The sequence below is a fragment of the Paenibacillus macquariensis genome, from assembly GCF_900156375.1.
GTDB classification, from domain to species: Bacteria; Bacillota; Bacilli; order Paenibacillales; family Paenibacillaceae; genus Paenibacillus_AQ; species Paenibacillus_AQ macquariensis.
Genome location: NZ_FTNK01000006.1, coordinates 13,510 through 33,906, shown reverse-complemented (window position 1 = coordinate 33,906; position 20,397 = coordinate 13,510). Strand labels below are relative to the sequence as shown.

Here is a 20,397-nt window from a genome sequence, read left to right as displayed (position 1 = left end):
ATAGTTCCATTCGTATTAGTTCAATAAGCTCTTAACGGCGTCTATGACTACATCAGGTCTGTGTATTTGAATGGCATGCCAGCTGTCATCTACGATGATTTGTGTAGTCAATGGGGTAAGGTGTAACAAATACTTCTGTTCTTTTATCCAATCCTCAGGTTGTCTCCCAGCACTTAATACAATGACAGGTAAATTATTGCTTAATTGTGGTGCTTGCAGTAATTGGATGCTACTCTCTCCTATATTTAGTAATTCCGAATAAGCCGACTTATAAGCACTTGTTCGGTAACCCAATGCTTGAGCTTTCTTCAGTATTTCAGGAGATAGTCGTTTGGAGCCAATATGCATTCTCATCAGACGAGGTATAGCTATCGGAGCCAATAAATAACCAAGTCGGTACAATTGTAAAGCCTTCTTACGCTGATTCTTTCTAACAGGATCAATCTGATCTGATAAGTATCTGTACTCATGAGTGGAATCCACCAATACCAACCCCATGACTTCGTCCGGGTACGTGGCGGCAAATAATCTCATGATCATTCCACCGTAGGAGTGTCCCACAAGCAAGAATGGGGGCTTCCTATCTAGTGTAGCTAATAACGAGCGTAGATCATCTAAATATTGTTGGCAAGTAGGTACTGAAGGGGACGGGTTACTCCAACCAAAACCAGCGCGGTCATAGCTGATAACGGTTGCGAGTTCAGACAGTTCAGGTTGAACATGACACCAATCCAGTGAACAACCACCCATTCCGGACTCCAAAATAATGGTCAATGAGCCTTCCCCGGATACGTTCACATGCATGTTGTGTTGATTAATCTCAATCATGCGCCCACTAGGATTATATTGATTACGCTGATATGTAGTAGATATCATCTGAAATAAGGACAAAGGAAAGCCCACGACCGACAGCGTGTTACGAATAAATCGATCAGAGAAAGAAATTATGGTTATTCCAACCACCTCCTTCATCCATTAAAAGATAGAAATGAGATGTTTAAAAGAGAAACTTTTATGTGTTAATTTCCTATTTTAAATATCGAGGAAGAGGATTTAAACAACGGAGTGGATGTGTTAAACTTGAGTGACAGGTAATACAACGTTAAATGAATAATTGCACTATGATTATAATGATACATACATGGAGAGGTGTTTTGAGAGAATGGATAACAGTAAGAATGTTGCGTGTTTCAAAGAAGTTATGGGAAATTACCCTACGGGAGTGACTGTTGTTACAACCGTCGATGAACAAGGCGTTCCGTTAGGCCTTACCGTTAATTCATTTGCTTCCGTATCTTTAGATCCTTTACTTGTCCTATGGTCCATTGATAAGAGAGTTTCGACGTATGAGACGTTTATCAAAACGGATAAATTTGCTGTACACGTACTATCCGCAGATCAAGGTGACATTTGTTCCTTATTTGCAAGTAGAGATATTGACCGATTTGGAAATTGTGAATGGGATTTATCCGAGAATGGTCTTCCGATTATTGAAGGAGCTTCTGGCGTGATGCAATGTAAGACGTTCAAAACCATTGAAGCGGGTGATCATACGATCTTGATAGGTGAAGTTGTAGCGATTGAAAGTGAAAACAAAGAACCACTTTTATATCACAAACGTAAATTCGGGAAGATTCCTGACGAGTTCTATATTTAATCTATAAATTGTTTGTAATGACGACCTTCCACGGACTCTTCGTTGGGAGGTTTCTTTCTATCAATGTGGGTTCATGAAGTGAATTGAAAGGAGACCCTATGCCATTCTTGAAGAGAATTAATCTAGATTGGGATAACGTTCCACCTGCGGATGAACATCAATTCCCATTCCAAATGCCAGTATTACGTAGCTTAAGTACGCTACACTTAGAGAGTAACGTGACTTTTCTAACGGGAGAGAATGGTTCAGGTAAATCCACGTTATTGGAATCTATAGGGCACAGTTGTGGATTTAGTATTATTGGAGGGAAAGATCTTGTCATTTCAAAGCAGAAGGACAATGTATCGCTCGCATCAATTATGAGACTAAGCTGGATGCCTAAGGTGAATAGTGGATTCTATTTCCGAGCCGAAACATTTGACGCATTTGCGAACTATATCGATGAGTTAGCAGAAGATGTAGGTAGCTCCGCATATGGACCGTATGGTGGGAAGTCCTTGAATGAACGTTCTCATGGACAAGCCTTTTTGACCTTTTTCAACAATCGATTAGATAAAAAGGGGCTATATTTGTTAGATGAACCAGAGTCGGCGTTGTCTCCGCAGAGTCAGTTATCTTTTCTAAGGCTGATTTGGGAGCTGGAACAGAGTGGTCAGGCTCAGTTTATTATCGCGACACATTCTCCGATACTTATGGCATACCCACATGCTCAAATATTACATTTCTCAGAGTCGTCTATAGAACCGATACAATACGAAGAAACGGAACATTATAGCTTGACCCGAGATTTCTTGAATAATCGTGATCGGTATTTCAACATGTTGTTCTCAGATGATGAGTGAGAATTATCTTGTATCAACGATGATTGAAGTGTAGCCAACTCAAGTTTCTTCGAGTTATTTACTTGAGGTTAAGGTAAGGGGGGGTGAAGATGAATCGGAGGGAACCATATCATAAGTAGGGCGAAATTTTTGATGGGATCAAGGTATTTTCTTGTTGTGGGGGAGGGCTTGTGGAGCAAATTTGATCAATTCTGAGCAGGTTTAGTATGCATATGCCTGTATGTCATTGATCGTTCTACAAATGCCACCATCATAGCCAAGAAGGCAGATGCAATATACCCATCCATCGCAGTCTTGGTTTTTAAAGGGAAAGTAAAAGTTGTCCTCGCGGAAACGTTTCTGTTCAATGAAGATGGAATTCGTAGTGCGCATTTCATGAGCCAAAATGGGCATGCAGTATTGCCGATCCCTAACAAGTCAAGAAGAGAAAATCAGGAGAAGACACTGAGACAGGTTCCCGAATGATGCGTATCACAAATGATGCAAATTTTTTTGAACAAAACAGGGAAAGCCCTTGTTAAGTCAAAGCGGTATTACTGCAAGTACTGGTTAAGAAGAAATTCAACCTCTATCTCCGGAGATATTTGATGGACATTAACCCGGTATGACATAAACGTTGAAGGTGTTCGGTCAACTCAAATCAGAAAGCGAAAAAAGAAGCAATCCTTCGGGCCAGTGCCTGGCAGTAGGATTGCTTCATTAATTGGATGTGTAAGCCATCGAATGCTTCAAACCCTGTCGCATTAGTTTAGTTAGCAGACTCTTAAAATAAGTGATTCTTACAATAGTCTGTTTATAAAAGTCACGATTCCACACTCCAGCGATAATAAGTAAGAACTTTTGCCCACATCTCCGTTAAGGGGTGCAAGTACAGGAATAGATTGGATAAAGCTAGATCCGATGTAACTACTTGATATTGATAAAGGGCCATATATTGCTTTACTTTCGTTTTACACAAATGCAAAGTGCGAGAGATCGCCTAACGTCTTGCCTTCTGGATGGAATACAAAATAAACTGCGTGCTCACCAGTGATTGCCTTTAGTGGCGAAAGAAAATCAGTATACTCGCTCGAAATTCCCACTTGTACTTTTGCAATCAACTCACCGCTAATTGGATTGTCTATGAAAATTTCTACATAGCCATTGCTTTCTGCAAGAATTGATAAAATAACCTTCGAATTTTCACGCGCTTCATAACCGAAGTCGAAGTATTTATATCCAACGACACTTCCACTTGTAGTATTTGTAACGACTTGGAAAACCTTTTTGCCTGAATGGTCGTCTAATAATCCAAATGCTAACTCCCTTTGCAGAATATACGGAGAGTTAGTTTTTGCTTTTGTTTTTCCTTGTGCATCTGTCAGATAGCAAGCGATATATGCTGGCCACTGATAATATGCAGGTAAGGCAGATTTGCTAAAGCCCATAGAATGATGCTCTGCGTGTTCAAAGTTTCCATCAGGTCGCATAGTGAGCGCAGCTACCATAGCCTGTCTGCCCCCTATTTTGTTGCTCGTATGTCTGTGGTAAATGATATACCAAGTACCATTTAGATTTACCATTCCACCATGGGTATTACCCACATATTCAGTAGGAGCATTCTGACCTTTATATCTTGAATTTCCTAGAGAAACAAGAATGCCTCCATACTCAAATGGACCGAAAGGACTCTTGGAAGTCGCATAGCACATTGCATTGCATTTATTTGGGCCAGTTCCATAATAAACTAAGTAGAAAACGTCATTTATTTTTCTGATTGAGGGTCCGTTGAGCATACCCATGTGATCGAAATCTTTCCTCTTTGAACGTTGAGTGAACATTGAGGGTATAAGTGATTCACTCATATAACGACCTGTTTTTTCATTCTTCATTACCGTTCTCATATCGTTTGTATCCAACTCCACCATGTGGCAGAAACAAACTCCAAAGTACATGTATAATCTTCCATTGTCATAAATAACAGATGGATCATATGGATAGTTAGCCATATTCAAAAGCGGGCCTTTACCTTTACCAAAAGCGAAATCACCATCTTCGATTCCGTTTCTACCATCTTTCCAGTTTATTGGCTTTTCTGATTCTGGATAACGCACACGTCCGATATATTCAAATGGTCCAACTGGCGAATCCGAAACCGCAACACCGAAGCCAGACTTAGAAAGTCCGATACCATAGTACAAATAATATTTCCCTTCTATTTCTACAATATCTGGGGCAAACATATTGGTTTTCATCATACCCTTTTTACCTGAATTGACCATTTCTTTCACAAACGGATCCTGCATCTTATTGTAGATAACGCCTTCGTATCTCCAGTCAGTTAAATTGTCGACTGGTGCTGACCAAGTCACATAATCACCGCCACAGAACTCCCCACTTCCAAACAGATCGTGTGAGCCGTACAAATATAATCTGTCACCGAAGACATATGGTTCTCCATCTGGGATATACTCATTGCAGGGTAAGAATGGGTTAATGGAAAATCTATCTGGCCCATAATTCACTTCCATAATCTAAACCTCCTATTTTTCTATTCCACTTCTTGATTATGATTTTACAGTGAAAGCGCTTTACTTTCGTTCCGAACATCGGCTTTGGTTATTCCTTCTATGATCTTCTTTCGGTTTATAAGCAAATGCAACGGCAAAAGTAGATTAACAAAAGGAACACGCATCGGGTGCGTGTTCCTTTTGTTCCATCAATACTGCTTTATCACCAGAATCAGCTGAATTTCGTGCGGTTCGAGCTCGATATCCAGCTCAATGAACTCATCTGCCTTCTCTAGCCAGGTCCGATATTGCGGTTGCGCCATCCGATCGAGATACGCTCGGCCTTCGACAGTCAACTCGTCCGGTGCGCCCATCTCCACCCAAGCATCAAAGGAGGAGCCATGCTTCCGGTTGACCCGCATTTGTTCCAATAGGTAATGTCCGTTAAGTTCTTCAAGCCGCAAGCCGAATCGGTTCGGCGCTGTCTCGTTGAAGATGCCATAACGGTTCTTCGAAGTAACCTGCGAATAATCGAATTGATTATACAGCTCGTTGTAGTGGCAATAATTGTACAAAAGTATTTGATAATCTTCCCCGCGGCGCGTCACGATGATGCCCTCTCGCTGCAATACGATTTCATCCCCTAGCCTTGCGAGGAACGCGAACGCGTGGAAGCCCGCCTTTTTGATGCCGTTATACGTCAGCAAACCGAAGCCTCCGTGAAATAACGGCTGCGGCAATTAAAACTCCTCTTGCAGGTCTGTCGCCGTCCAATAGCCCATTCCTTCGACCAAATGTCCGCATTGCAAAGCCGTTTTCACGATAAAAGCGGCCATAAAACACGTGTCGTGGATCAAATCTCGGCAGTCGATGTTACAATTCCATTCGGTAATCCAATACTCTCGCTCCTTCATCGGCAGCTCAGCCGCCCATTCAATCGTCTGTTTTACAGCTCGTTCGATCAGATCCTCATCGCCTAAACGAACGTACGGGTTAGTCGAAAGCAACTCGCTTAAATCTTCGTAAAAGTTAAAGATCTGCATCGCATTTATCCGCAATCTTTCGTCCGCCAGGTCGTAAGGATTAATCGCCAACTGATACGCATGAAAAGAAAAGAAATCGAGTTCGATCCCGTGTTCCCGGGCATACGAAACAAACGACCGCAACCAGGAATCGCCGCTGAAAAGGCATAAATTGCCGAATCCGCCCACTTTAAGCATCGGACTGATCGACTTTATGCGCGAGAAAGTCACTTCGAACAGTTCGAAAAATTGTTCTCGCGTGCCTTTCCAGAAGGTGCCTTCAACATCCGGCTCGTTCCAAAATTCGAAGTACCATCGCGATACTTCCGCCATGCCGTATCGGTTTATGATATGTCGGACAAAAGCCTCGACCATGTCGAGCCACCGATCCATGCTTTTCGGTGGCGTAACGTTCGCTTTCCACCAGAAAATGTCGCCTTCTGCGGAAGCAAGCAACGAAGGCATGAAGCCAAGCTCCAAAAATGGCCTGACGTCTTCCTCAAGCAATCCGTCCAGCAGCGTATCGACATGGTTGAAATTATAATATGGCTTACCCGAAGGAGATTCGTTATATACGAGCAACTCATCAGCAAAAATACCATGAAACCGGATATATTCGAATCCGATGTCCTGTTGCAGCGTCCTGAGTTGTCTGCGGAAATCTTGCCGAAGTCCATGCGGCGCATAACCGAATGTCATAAGGCGTTTCCAGCTTGGTCGAAGCTTCCCTTTTGAGACCCCCATGTCAACGGTATACGTGACGGACCTTTCTCTTCCACCAACAGAAGAAATCGATTCATTCTCATTCCAGTCGATATATTGGAATAGCTCGGACAACGTCTTTTTGCTACTGATGCTGAAGTAATCCTTCGGCTTTTCGAGGTTCGCATCGATCTCCTGAAGCTCGCGGAACTCCGTCGGGGTCATCCCGAGCACTTCCCGAAACACGCGGTAATATGACTTCGCATCAGGAAAACCGTGAAGTAGCGCGACGTCAAGAATGTTATTTTCCGACAGCTTAAGCGGTTTTAACGATTTGTTCAATCGGATGTTTTCGATGAACTTCTTGAGCGAAACGCCCATGTTCATTTTGAAGTATTTAGACAAATATTGCGGCGTCAAAAAGAACTGGGCCGCGATTTTATTGAGGCTGAGGCGTGAATTGTTATAATTGGTATTGATATATTTGAGGATTTCGAGAAGGCGTTCGTCACCTTTTCTGATTTGCACGGTAAGAGGCTCAACCGGTATGCTGAAATGGTTCTTCAAAATAATGTATAGATCGAGCATATGCCGTTCGATCAACAAATTTTGCGGCTCTTCACGGTTGATGACAATCTTCATCATTGAAGCAAGCAGTGACCGGATCCGATGATATTCCTTTGTTTTCGTTCCTTTCGAGGCGCTTGAGTCGAGCTTAAAGCTCATTCCGTTCGTTTCGACGCCGTATTTTTGAAATTGCTCGAGGCTGAATTGAAGAATGAGCAGCTGTGCTCGTTCCTGCTTGTCCAATGAACGAAGGAAGTGGATTTCGTTCCGGTTTACAAGAAAGATATCCCCGACGTTCAGAACCGTTCCTTGCTTGTCGATCATGACTTCGATCGATCCCTTGAGGATGAACAAGATCTCTGTTTCATCATGCCAATGGTAAGGGAACAGTTCGAGGGACTGCGTGAAAATCTTGACCGGAATTTGCCCGCTCTGCTCGATGGCTTCGTAATGGATTTGCATGGCTCACCTCTTCGATTAATTGGCTTTCATGTTGTGACCATTTTATATTTTTTGCCTTTCGCTGTATAGATGGTACGGTGAACCGTACCATAAATAAGTGAGGTTAAAAATAGAACCACTTAGGACGTTATTGTGACAACGGTTTAGGTGGTTGTTTTTGAAAGTAATCATCCAAATTGAACTATTTACAATGTAACAAAATCAGGGGGAAGTTTCAAAACTTGCTCCAAGCTCGAAAATTTTTCCTCATTTGAATATAGATCTGTACCTAAAAAACATGACCTAACAAGAAGACTGAGGTTGGTTGATCAGATTGTAGGCAGACTGTATCTTTACTCTCCTTCGAGTTATTGGCGTTTTAGTTGAGTAAGGCACAATAAGATAGCTCTTTTTCGTATTTTATTATTTAACAATCTAGGCGCATAGATCTAATAGATCAAGCGTCTTTTTTTTGCCAGATTGTATAATTATACGGACTGTTCTTGAGAGAATAGATGATTACGTTAATTAAATGATTTTCATATTCATGAAAATATTTCATAATATATTGCTTGTTACTCTAATATATATTATATTATTCACAATAATGAAAATTCGGGGTGAAGTGATGAATATAGGAATGGAAATAAAGAAATTGAGGACTGAAAAAGGAATTACTTTGAAAGAGTTAAGTGAAAAAAGCGAACTATCTGTTGGATTTCTGTCTCAATTAGAAAGGGGGCTTACTACCATAGCAGTTGATTCACTTGAAAAACTAGCTGATATTTTGGAAGTACATTTAACACATTTTTTTGATTATCCACTTAAAAGGAAAGATATGGTTTTAAGAAGTTATGAACAAGAATTAATGGATTCAGTAGAAGGTGGTTTTATTAAGTATAGTTTAAGTACAAATTTAGAAAATAAACAACTTTTTCCAAGGCTTATAGAAATTCTTCCTCAAAAGAAAGATGAAGAAATATTATCCTATAAGCATAAGGGAGAAGAGTTCATTTATGTTTTAGAGGGTATATTAACAGTTTACATAAATGGTAAGAGGCATGAAGTATATCCTGGTGACAGTGTTCATATGGACTCAAATATTGCCCATAACTGGGCTAATTATACGAACAAAAAGGTCAAGCTTATAGCTGTTAATACGCCTAATTATATCTACAATAGTGGGGTTTATACTACAGATGCTGATTAGTAAAGGATCATAACAATGGATAAATTTGTATTATATCTAATCGGTTCTTTTTTTGTAATTGGAGCTATTGATTATATTACCGGAAATCATTTGAAACTGGGTGGGAAATTTGAGGAAGGAATAAAGACCATGGGAGCTTTAGGGCTTGGCATGATAGGAATACTTTCTTTAGCCCCTATATTTACAAATTTTTTATCCGCTGAGATTATTCCAATCTTTAGAGTTTTTCATCTAGATCCTTCTATCGTTCCTGCAGCATTATTAGCTGTAGATATGGGGGGCTATCAAATGGCTAATGAGCTAGCATTGACAGAGGAAATGGGGGCATTCTCAGGAATTATCATCGCATCTACATTAGGAGCCACAATTAGTTTTTCAATACCTGTCGCGTTAGGGATGCTTTCTAAAGAGGATGAAAAATATTTTTCTAAGGGCGTGTTGGTTGGAATTATTTCTATACCAATAGGATGTCTTGCAGCAGGCTTATGGCAAAAAATAAATATCAATATATTAGTATGGAATCTGGTTCCTATATTTGTTTTTGCCATTATTTTAGGAGCAGGATTATTAAAAGCTCCTCATGTTTTTATAAAAGTTTTTAATGTATTTGGAAAGCTTATAATGAGTTTGAGTACTGTCGGATTACTTTTACAAGGTATAGATGTGATATTTGGTGAAAGGATTGTCTCAGGATTAGCACCACTATCTGAATCTACTGTAGTAGTAGCCAAGATCGCATTTGTTTTAGGTGGAGCATACCCTATGCTAGCATTTATCAATCGAATTTTTAAAAATAGTTTTAAAGAAATAGGGGAGAAATTTGGAATTAATTCAGTGTCAGTAGCAGGTATTCTAGGAAGTTTGGCTAGTAATCTGTTGGTATTTGGAACATTTAAGGAAATGAATCCCAAAGGAAAAGTGGTATGTACTGCCTTTGGAGTAAGTGGAGCATTTGTATTTGGAGGTCAATTTGGATTTGTGTCAGGAGTAGCCCCAGAAATGTTAGGAGCGTTTATCATATCAAAGCTTACAGCCGGAATAATTAGTATATTACTAGCTGCATGGCTATATGATCGTGAGATTAAAGAATTTAGTCTTAAGGAAAATGGAGGTATTAGTAATGAATATCAGGGATAGGGTCGAAAAGTTAAGACAGCTAATGAAAGAAAATCAAATGGATGCTTATATAATTCCCAGTTTTGATGCACATCAGAGTGAATATGTAGCAGAACATTGGAAATGTAGACAATGGATATCAGGATTTACAGGGTCTGCAGGTACTGCAGTTATTACATTAGAGGATGCTGGGTTATGGACAGATGGTAGATACTATATTCAAGCAGAAAAGCAGCTTGAGGGCTCAGGAATCAGATTATTTAGAATGGTGGATCCAGGGGTACCATTTTATTCAGAATGGCTAGCAGATGTTCTTAATGAAGGAAGCATTGTGGGCTTTGATGGAAATGTTTTTTCAATTAATATGGTTAAAAAGATGGAAAAAGATCTAAAAGCAAAGAGAATCGTATTAAAAATGAATCAAGATTTAATTGGTGATCTGTGGGAAGATAGACCGGAGATTCCTAAAGGACCAATTTTTACTCATGACGTAAAATATGCAGGCAAATCACGATTAGAAAAATTAAATGAAGTAAGAAAAGAAATGAAAAATATAGGAGCAAATTATTATATTTTAACTTCCCTTGATGACATTGCATGGCTTTTGAATATAAGAGGGGCTGATGTGCCTAACAATCCAGTTGTAATAGCTAATGTAATCGTAGCAGAACATAAATGTTATTTATTTATTGATTCTTGCAAGGTTTCCCCTTTGGTTAAATTAGAACTGGAGGCTGAAGGAATCGAGTTAAAAGCGAATCATGAAATACAAACATTCTTAGGAAATCTTACAAGCGGAGATACCATTATTTTAGATGCGAATAAAACAAATAGCAGATTATATAATGCCATTAACAGTAATACAAAGAAAATTGAAATTCCTGACATCACAACTCATTTAAAAGCTATTAAAAATGAAGTTGAGATAAAAAATGTAAAATGGTGTGAAATAAAAGATGGTATAGCCATGGTGAAATTTATAAAATGGCTAAAAACCGTTGTAGACAAAGAAGAAATTACAGAGATTGCTGCAGAAGAAAGATTAGAAGATTTCAGAAGGGCGCAGGAAGGATATGTTGGAACTAGCTTTGATACGATAGCAGGTTATAAAGAACATGCTGCGATGATGCATTATAAAGCTAATAAAGAAACGCAATATACTCTTAAGAATGAAGGTCTTTTTTTAATTGATTCAGGCGGACAGTATTATGATGGAACAACAGATATTACAAGAACGATTGTTTTGGGGAAACTTACCGATGAACAAAAAAGAGATTATACTTTGGTGTTAAAAGGATTTATTGCATTAAGCTCAGTAAAATATTTACACGGAGCAACAGGCTCTCATTTAGATGTATTAGCAAGACAACCCATTTGGCAGTATGGTTTGGACTATAAATGCGGGACAGGACATGGGGTAGGTTTTTTCTTGAATGTTCATGAAGGACCACAAAGCATAAGGAATAATAATCATGTTACATTAGAAAAAGGCATGATTATTACGAATGAACCGGGAATATACCTGGAAGGTAAATATGGAATTAGAATTGAAAATATGCTGATAGTAGATGAAGACGAGAAAACAGAGTTTGGTCAATTTATGAATTTTGAAACAATTACGTATTGCCCAATTGATCTAGCCGGTATCAATAAAGATATGTTAACAGAGAGTGAAAAGCAATGGTTAAACAATTATCATCAAGAGGTATATACGAAGCTAGCTCCTTATTTAAATGAAGAAGAGAGCGGATGGCTAAGGGAAGAAACTAGGGAAATATAAATAGGTATTGCCGAATACAAGTAATATTTTTCGCCTTAAAGTACTTGCCAAGTCTGCTCCAGATTCCGCGGACATTCAATTAGGTTTAAACACGTCATTCTTACATCTTGGGGTAGCTTTGGGTTCTGGATTAGGTGGTTTCCTTATTGACCGATACCCTGTTACGACCAATACTTGGGTGGCTGGTATTATGGTTGTTCTAGCACTTATTTCTGCCGTTTATTCAGTAACGAAGACTCGCAATACAGTATCTTCATTGAGTTAGTAGCTAAGCTGTGAATAAGGAGCGAACCTGGGGTTGAGTAAGTCGTGGTTTTGAATAATCATGATTCTCCTCGTTGAACTTTTGTCCAAAAGAAAGGCACCCATGTGGGTGCCTTTTAATTTCGTTCTATAGACGTTACGGTGAACCGTACCATAAGTAGGGTGAAATTGTCGGTAGAGTTATCCTTTAGAATTGGGACAGAAATAAGTGGAATCTAGTGATATTTCAGAGAATAAAGCATATGATACGATTATCAAAAATAAATATTATCGCGATAATGGCAAACCTGCCGAATAGTAACTGCAATGGTAAACAGCTTTTTGCTTCTATAACAATTAGGGGGGGGATAATTTCATGGATCACAAGTGGGATGCAAGCTATGATGTCATTGTTGTAGGATCAGGTTCTGGCGGCTTTGCAGCGGCAATAACAGCAGAGAAGAAGGGCTTGAAGTCACTCATAATTGAGAAGTCTAGTAAGTATGGCGGATCTAGTGCACTCTCTGGCGGTGGAGTATGGATACCTAACAACCCAGTTCTAAAGGAAGCAGGACTTGATGACAGCTATGAGAAGTCCAAAGACTATTTGGATTCAACGGTAGGTAATCGTGTATCAGATGCTCGTAAAGTTGCGTATATCAAACGCGGAACAGAAATGATAAATTTCATGAGAGACAATACGAGCCAAGTTCTATTTCAATATGTTCCTGGCTACTCGGACTATTATCCAGAAAGAAAAGGCGGCTTACCACGTGGTCGTTCAATCGAATGCCCTATATTCGACTTGAGGAAGCTTGGCAAGGATCTTGAGAACATGCGTAGAAATGTGCTGCCTACGAAAGGTCTCGTTATTAACTCTTACGAGTTCCATAAGGTGAATATGATTACCCGTACATGGATTGGTAAGCGCACAGCCGTTAAGCTAGGTATGCGTCTTATCAAGAGTCGATTAACAGGCGCAAATTACTCCTCTCTTGGCGTCGCGCTAATTGCTCGTCTGCGTGCTGCTCATTTGGAAACGAATGGTGAATTATGGTTATCCACGGCATTTGTTGACTATGTAACCGAGGGCAACCGTGTAATAGGCATTATTGCCGAGAAGAATGGAAAGCGCATTCAGATCGAAGCGAAATATGGTGTTATTCTAGCTTCAGGAGGTTTCTCTTGTAGTCAGGAAATGCGCGAGAAGTATCTGCCTAGTCCAACGAAAGTAGAGTGGACTTCTTCTGCTCCTGATCAAACAGGGGACATCATTGATGTGTCTTTGCGCTTAGGGGCGAAGCTTGATCTGATGGATCGTGTGTGGGGTGCGCCAACTGTAATCATGCCAGATGGTACTCCTTACTTCTTGGTAGCAGACCGTGGTATTCCAAACATGATTTGCATTAATCAAGTCGGAGAACGCTTTGTGAATGAAGCCGTACCATACCATCAATTCGTAGATACGATGTATGCAAAGGATAAGCCAGAAGCGAGGTCTTCTACTTGCTGGATAATCGTAAATGAAGTAGCGAAGCAGCGTTATATCTTCATGACCTTGTTCCCTAAACAGCCTTTTCATCAAAAGTGGCTGGAGAGCGGATTCGTGAAGAAAGCGCATACGCCTGCTGAGCTTGCGAAGCAGATTGGTGTGCCAGCGGACAAATTGACCGCAACAATCGAACGCTTCAACCGCTTCGCGAAGAATGGTGTTGACGAAGACTTTCATCGAGGCGACAGTGCGTATGATCGTTACTATGGAGACCCAACCCTTAAGAATCCTAACCTGCTTACTATGGATGAAGGTCCGTACTATGCACTCCAGGTTGTGCCAGGGGATATTGGTACGAAGGGCGGACTTCTGACAGACGAGTATGCTCGTGTTGTGAAAGAAGATGGTAGTTATATTGAAGGCCTCTTCGCTACAGGTAATTGCTCCTCTTCCATGATGGGTGAAACGTATCCAGGTCCAGGCGCAACAATCGGTCCTTCTATGACATTCGGTTATGTTGCAGCAACATATTTGGCTGATCAGGCGAAGAAATGATAGATGAATATTAAGAATTACAAGAGAGGCTGTCCATGTGGACAGCCTTTCAGATTATAGAGAAACCCACGTTTTTTTAAAACGTTGGGTTTCTCTATTGCTTATTCAGATACTGAGTAAGGTAGATAGAGGTCGTTAATCCCCCTTTACCTTCTCCAGCATGGAAAGTGTGATGGCAACATCCGTTATTTCATTCACCCGTGGTTTAGTTCAACGAATATTAAGGATAGGATATGAAATATATTTCCAGAAGGAGTGGAAATGATCTTGACGCATACTTGAAAGCGCTTTATAATGCAGGTATGCCACACGTGTGGCGTAGTGTTGGCGGCAATAAGACAAAGGAGGTGAATGATGGAAAAATTACCAAGGAAGATAAAGATTTTATACTCGCTTGGGCAGTTAGGTTGGTCGATTCTGGCTGGAATCATCGGTACATGGCTCATCTATTTTTATTTACCGCCTGAAGGATCCGATATTCAAGTGGCGATTCCGCAAGGCAGTGTCTTTATGGGTGTTACGATTATTGGCATCATTATGGGGTTAGCTACGTTAATCAATGCAGTGACTGACCTATGGATTGCAAATTTAAGTGATAGAAGCAGGCATCGCCTTGGAAGAAGGACGCCGTTTATGAGACGAAGTGCACTGCCTTGCGCACTTTTACTTGTATGCATATTTATCGTACCTTTTCAAAACGAAGTTCATACGATCAATTCTTTATGGCTTTTCATCATCCTGCCCCTCTACTTTGTGGCGTTTACTTGTTATGTGATACCGTATACCGCGCTCCTTGGAGAATTGGGCCGAACCACAGAAGAGCGCATAGATTTGTCGACATACATTTCGGTAACCTGGTTTCTAGGACTTATACTCGCGACCTTTGCGCCAAGTATCTGGGAGACAGTCATGACGGTCTTTGGAATTTCAAAAACAGCCTCGATTCAGTGGACGTTCGGAGCGCTTGCAATGATTGCGTTCATCCTCATGCTCATACCCGCATATACGATTGATGAGACGAAATACGGTTCGACCAATGCGACAAGTTTGGATATCAAAACGTCGGTTAAGGCTGTTTTTAAAAATCGGGATTTCCGATATTTCTTAATAAGCGAGTTAGGTTATTGGTTTACGAATGGGTTCTTCCAATCTTCCCTCGTCTACTACATTACGGTACTCGCGAGGCAGAAGGAAAATCATGTCGGAATAATTGTGGCTGCCGTCGGCGTACTTTCTTTCGTGCTCTATCCGCTGGTCAACAGACTTAGTAAAAAGTATGGCAAGAAGAAATTGATGATTGTTTCGTTTCTGTTTCTTATTATTTCTTTCATTTATATATCGTTTATGGGGAAACTTCCATTTAGCGGTTTTCTACAACTGTTTCCCATTGTTGTTCTCTCTGCGGTTCCTGCGGCTATATCAGGCATATTACCGAATGCTATCGTTGCAGACTGTGCCGTATATGACGCCAGTTTAAGTGGGGAAAACAAGGAAGCGTTATACTTTGGCGTACGCTCGTTTCTTACGAAATTTGGTACCGCATTATCCGTCATTATCCTGCCTACCATATTGGCGATAGGGAAATCGACGGATCATGATTCTGGGATCAGGATATCCGTTATTATTGCAGCTGTAGTCGCCCTATTTTCCTTATTGGCACTTCTTAAATACAACGAGAAGAAAATTACATCTAAAGTTAATCCTACAAGTGATTTGTAAGCTCAAGATGCTATCGACATAAATTTAATTCGGATTCGCCCTAATATATATAGAAGAACGGGAGATGTTTATATGTTTAAAGTAAAGGGAAAACCATTTATGCCAATGGGAGGTCAATCAAAAAACTCCAGCGCGTATAACGCGGAAGAACTGACATCTGCTATTGCGGGCATCAAAGCAATAGGAGGCAATACGCTGGAAGCCCCGGTTTATTGGGATAAGGTTGAGACGCAGGAGGGGAAATTTGATTTTTCTTCGGTTGACATGCTTCTGGAAGAGTGCCGAAAGAATGATTTGCACCTTATCGTATTGTGGTTTGCAACTTGGAAAAATGGCGAGATGCGTTATTGCCCGAGCTGGGTAAAGACAGATAAGAAGCGATTTTCTAGAGTGCTTCGCAGTGACGGCGCCCCTATGAATATCCTTTCAGCTTTTGGTGAGGAATCGCTGCAGGCGGATACGAGAGCGTTCTGCGCACTGATGAAGCATCTGAAAGAAGCAGATGGTGATACGCAGACGATTGTTGCGGTGCAAGTGGAGAATGAACCGGGTATTCTTGGCTGCGATAGAGATTATGGACCTGAGGCGGAAGCCGCATATATTGGGCCTGTCGCTCCTCAGCTTCTCGAACATGTGAAGGGGCTAGGGAAGGGCCATGCCTGGGACGCTTGGAAGAAGAACGGTTCCAAAGAACAAGGGAGCTGGAAGGACATCTTTGGCGTCTCGGGTGGCGAGTTCTGCACAGCTTGGTCTATTGCCAAATATATTGATCATATCGCTGGAGTAGGTCGTACAGTATATAATATCCCATTGTATACTAATGCATGGATTTCGTTTCCAGGTTGGCCGATTCCGGGCTTCTATCCCGCTGGCGGACCTACTAGAAACACATTAGATATTTGGAAATTTACAGCGCCTAATCTGGATCTGATCGCACCGGATATTTACAATGTTAATTATAGTGACTACAGAGTTGTATGCGAAGACTATCGTCGGTCTGACAATCCTTTATTTGTTCCGGAATCCGGCACGGACGGGCTTAATGCGCGAAATATGCTTCGAGCGTTGGCTGATTATGACGCGATCGGTTATTTCTGTTTTGGCGTAGACAATGTTCTAGATGGGGAAGGCAATCTGATGGAAGATGCCGTATTATTCGTCGAAAGCTTCCGTAGTGTAATGAGTCTATTGCCGTTGATTCAGAAGTATCAAGGGACAGGCAAAATTCATGCCGTCGTAGAAGAGGATTATCAAATGAATCAGAGTTTTGAATTCGAAGACTACATCGGAGCAGTGCCTTTTATCGATATGGGTCCATTGACCGATCACAAGGATCATAGACATACCCGTAATCCTCAGTTGACTGCAGGACGACCTAGACACGGGCTTATTATTGAAGCCGGACCACAAGAATTTTACTTGGCAGGCAACTTCCATCTCTTTATGGTTCCCGGGTCAGGGCCTGGATGGTTGGATGCTATGAAAATGTCGCTAGTATCAACCCCTGTGGACTATCTAACTGTAGAGGAAGGATATTTGACCGAATCAGGTGAATTTGTACCGACGCGAACTCGAAATGGGGATGAAGCCGTGTTCGGAAGTTTCTGGGCGACACCGTATTGCGGAGTTGTAAGAGTCGTTCTAACTCCATAGCTATTGAATAACAGCCATGCCAGCGCACATGAAATCGAAGTTGATAAACTCCGACTTTTATGTGCGCTGTATTCCGGTTAGTATAATCTTCTGAAATGATTTGTGAAAATCAATATTGTCGCAATATTCATACTTCAAGTGATTCTCTCTCAGAATTAGCCGTTGGAAGAGGGAGATAAAACTGTGGCTAATAAAGTGATATAACTCTTCGACCGTCATATCATTACGAATGGAGCCATCTGTCACGCCATCGCGAATATAAAGAAATAGCTGGTCCTGATTTGGATTTAAAGCTTCTATAAATGATTGCTCCAACACTGGATTAGGATAATTCCCCTGAAAATATCGGTCGAACTCGGCAGTGAACTTGATCTGTTCTTTGACGTTTTCAAGATCAACCTGAAAAAAATACGCTGTTACTTTTTCAAAACCGGTTTTGCCTGTCATGTCCCCTAAATCCAATGTGAGGTAGTCCTGAAGTTGCTTCATTACCATGACCTCAATTTCAAAGGCTAATTCATCCTTCGTGGGAAAATAACGATACAGAGTTCTTCTATTGATATTAATAGCTGCTGCAATATCTGTCATTTGTACACTTGCAATCCCGAGCATAATAAATTGTTTTTCAGCTTCTATTAGTATGCGTTGTCTTGTTGTTAGTTTGTCCACTCCATAACCCCCGCTTATTCATAGTGTTATCTATCCGTGCTTGCCTATCAACCAGATGGCGCGCGATAAATGGAGTATACCTTTATTATTCAAATTATTGCAAGAGTTAGTGCATAATCCCCGGGGAGGTCTCGGAATTGAGTAAGATGCTGACAACGATCAAACGTTATATCATATGGAAACTCGAATATAAAAACCAGCCGCCGGTATTTCCGTTCTGGTGCGATACGGGAGGCAAAGCGGAGGCGGGGGCCGGATTAAGGCATACGGTGGGAGAAGACGAAAGCATTGTATGGGAGGTAGCGGAGGATAAGCGGATTCCGCATTACGACCACCTAGAAATGAGCGGATTTCTCGTTTCAGCTATTATATCTTATGGCGTCAACAAGAAAGGCGAATTAAGACTGAGCCGCCATGTCGTCTTTCCGACCCTGCGCAAAATCCCGAACGAGACAAGAGGCAGCTTGTCCCATAACTTCTGCTTGTCTATTTCCGTGGGGCTAAAGGTCAACGGCATCAAGGTAAGCGCGGAATATCCGCGTCGGATCAGAATCAAAGGGTTTCTGGAGATAGCCTCCGACACAAACCCGGGGCTAGAAGTCGTGAGAACGCTTATGCCAACGGTACATTGTCCAGCCTTGATCGAGAAAGTGACGCTCATTAATAAGACGGGAAACGCTATGAACATCGAAGTTGCCTCCCCAGGCTACGTTCATTTGACCGATCCGAAGCGAGGGGTAGAAGGTGCTTACGAGGTGAGAGCGGGTTTGGCAGACGATTCAGGCCGCTTCGTAACGGGCGAAGAGAACGGAGACCATCTGAACCTTGAGCCCGGGGATAGCAAGACCTATTATTTAGTGTTTGCCGCAACGAAAGAACAGCAAGCGCTTACAGTTCATTCCACCGAAGAGGAGCGCGCAAGACTCGCACTTGTGGACGAGTGGTTTGGATCATTGAAGCTGGAGACGCCGGATCCGGTTCTAAACACCGCATTTAATTTCTCCAAGGTGCGCGGCAGCGAAAGCATTTTTCGGACGAAAAACGGGCTTATGCACGGACCCGGAGGCGGAAGCTATTACGCGGCTTTATGGACGAATGATCAATGCGAATACATGAATCCGTTCTTCCCCTTCTTGGGCTATGACGCGGGCAATGAGCAGAGCATCAATTGCTATTCGCTCTATATGGACCATATGGACCCTGAATATAAGAAGCCGCTTGTGACGAGTATTATCGCGGAAGGGGATGATTACTGGAACGGAGCGGGCGATCGCGGAGACGCCGCGATGTTCGCATACGGTGCCGCAAGGTTCTGTCTCGCATACGGAGACCGGACGGCGGCGGAAAAGCTGTGGCCGGGAATAGCGTGGGCGATCGAGTTCTCCCTGCGGCAGAAGAACACGGAAGGCGTCATTCGCAGCGATTCGGATGAGCTCGAGAACCGATTTAAATCGGGAGAGGCCAACTTGTTCACATCCTGCTTACTCTATGACGCGCTCCACAACGCTTCCCTGCTGGCGAAGGAGCTTGGGGAAAACCAAGACGTCGTGAGAAAGCTATCGGAAGAGGCGAAACGGCTAAAGTTTGCTATTGAATCGTATTTCGGCGGGCGCGTGGAAGGATATGAAACCTATCGTTACTATAAAGGCAACGAGGTACTAAGAGCTTGGATTTGCGTGCCGCTTACGATGGGGATTTACGAGCGTAAAGCTGGCACGCTGCAGGCGTTGTTCTCGCCTAGACTATGGACCAGCAATGGCCTCAGCTCGCAAGCGGGCAAAGAGACGTTCTGGGACCGTTCGACGCTGTATGCGCTCCGAGGGGTGTTTACCGCAGGGGAGCCGGATCTCGCATTGAAGCATCTTACGCATATGACGAAGCAGCGGTTGCTGGGTGAGCATGTACCTTACTCGGTCGAAGCCTATCCGGAAGGCAATCAGCGTCATCTGTCAGCAGAGAGCGGCCTCTATGCCCGTATTTTCACCGAGGGATTGTTTGAAATTAGGCCGACCGGGTTTAAGACGATGACTTGCAATCCGCATCTTCCTAGCTCATGGAACGAGACTGCTTTGCGGAATGTGAAGGCATTCCAAACGACATTCGACTTGGAAGTCAGCAGAAGCGAGTACGGCAGGAGACTCAAGGTTTACGAGAAGGGCCGGTTAATCTTCGACAGTATAGCTGATGAAGGCGAACCATTCAGCATCGTATTCATCGAACCTAAGGAAACGGAGTGAGGT

General features: G+C 42.0%; 13 protein-coding genes and 1 pseudogene. 10 read left to right on the top strand and 4 right to left on the bottom strand.

What is annotated here, in order from left to right:
• Positions 1-15 precede the first annotated feature (15 nt).
• Complete coding sequence (locus BW961_RS12580) at positions 16-963, bottom strand: alpha/beta fold hydrolase (RefSeq protein WP_244555944.1); 948 nt, start codon at positions 961-963, stop codon at positions 16-18.
• Positions 964-1,162: 199 nt separating this feature from the next.
• On the opposite strand from BW961_RS12580, the gene BW961_RS12575 reads away from it, so the two are divergent.
• Complete coding sequence (locus BW961_RS12575; protein ID WP_068580100.1) at positions 1,163-1,657, top strand: flavin reductase family protein; 495 nt, start codon at positions 1,163-1,165, stop codon at positions 1,655-1,657.
• Between the two features lie 98 nt (positions 1,658-1,755).
• Positions 1,756-2,499, top strand: a complete 744-nt coding sequence (locus tag BW961_RS12570; protein WP_068580098.1) for an AAA family ATPase — start codon at positions 1,756-1,758, stop codon at positions 2,497-2,499.
• Between the two features lie 950 nt (positions 2,500-3,449).
• Here BW961_RS12570 and BW961_RS12565 read toward each other — a convergent pair.
• Positions 3,450-5,009, bottom strand: a complete 1,560-nt coding sequence (locus BW961_RS12565; RefSeq protein WP_068580096.1) for a family 43 glycosylhydrolase — start codon at positions 5,007-5,009, stop codon at positions 3,450-3,452.
• A gap of 188 nt (positions 5,010-5,197) precedes the next feature.
• A pseudogene (locus BW961_RS12555) lies at positions 5,198-7,741 on the bottom strand (GH39 family glycosyl hydrolase).
• A gap of 607 nt (positions 7,742-8,348) precedes the next feature.
• On the opposite strand from BW961_RS12555, the gene BW961_RS12550 reads away from it, so the two are divergent.
• From BW961_RS12550 to BW961_RS12520, 7 genes are all read left to right on the top strand, one after another.
• Positions 8,349-8,930: a helix-turn-helix domain-containing protein gene (locus BW961_RS12550; protein WP_068580546.1), complete on the top strand. Its 582-nt coding sequence runs from the start codon at positions 8,349-8,351 to the stop codon at positions 8,928-8,930.
• Positions 8,931-8,945: 15 nt separating this feature from the next.
• Positions 8,946-10,067, top strand: coding sequence for an ethanolamine utilization protein EutH (eutH, locus tag BW961_RS12545; RefSeq protein WP_068580090.1), 1,122 nt, complete (start codon positions 8,946-8,948; stop codon positions 10,065-10,067).
• On the top strand, positions 10,051-11,826 hold the full coding sequence (locus tag BW961_RS12540; protein WP_068580088.1) for an aminopeptidase P family protein: 1,776 nt from the start codon (positions 10,051-10,053) through the stop codon (positions 11,824-11,826). The genes eutH and BW961_RS12540 overlap by 17 nt, the downstream gene beginning before the upstream one ends.
• Positions 11,827-11,833: 7 nt before the next feature.
• Positions 11,834-12,091 carry an MFS transporter gene (locus BW961_RS12535; RefSeq protein ID WP_068580085.1) on the top strand — a complete coding sequence of 86 codons (258 nt, stop codon included), beginning with the start codon at positions 11,834-11,836 and terminating at the stop codon, positions 12,089-12,091.
• A 354-nt stretch (positions 12,092-12,445) separates the two neighbouring features.
• Positions 12,446-14,116 (top strand): FAD-binding protein, encoded by a 1,671-nt coding sequence (locus tag BW961_RS12530; protein ID WP_068580084.1) that lies wholly within the window; start codon positions 12,446-12,448, stop codon positions 14,114-14,116.
• A gap of 351 nt (positions 14,117-14,467) precedes the next feature.
• Positions 14,468-15,835: an MFS transporter gene (locus BW961_RS12525; RefSeq protein WP_068580082.1), complete on the top strand. Its 1,368-nt coding sequence runs from the start codon at positions 14,468-14,470 to the stop codon at positions 15,833-15,835.
• A gap of 72 nt (positions 15,836-15,907) precedes the next feature.
• The gene (locus tag BW961_RS12520) at positions 15,908-17,488 is read left to right on the top strand and encodes a DUF5597 domain-containing protein (RefSeq protein WP_068580080.1); all 1,581 of its coding nucleotides are present in this window, start codon (positions 15,908-15,910) and stop codon (positions 17,486-17,488) included.
• A gap of 57 nt (positions 17,489-17,545) precedes the next feature.
• Here BW961_RS12520 and BW961_RS12515 read toward each other — a convergent pair whose 3' ends face one another.
• Entirely contained in the window at positions 17,546-18,157 is a 612-nt protein-coding gene (locus BW961_RS12515; RefSeq protein ID WP_068580078.1) for a TetR/AcrR family transcriptional regulator, read from the bottom strand.
• A gap of 137 nt (positions 18,158-18,294) precedes the next feature.
• Between BW961_RS12515 and BW961_RS12510 the strand changes: the two genes are divergently transcribed.
• Positions 18,295-20,394, top strand: coding sequence for a glucosidase family protein (locus tag BW961_RS12510; protein WP_082867312.1), 2,100 nt, complete (start codon positions 18,295-18,297; stop codon positions 20,392-20,394).
• Positions 20,395-20,397: the final 3 nt, after the last annotated feature.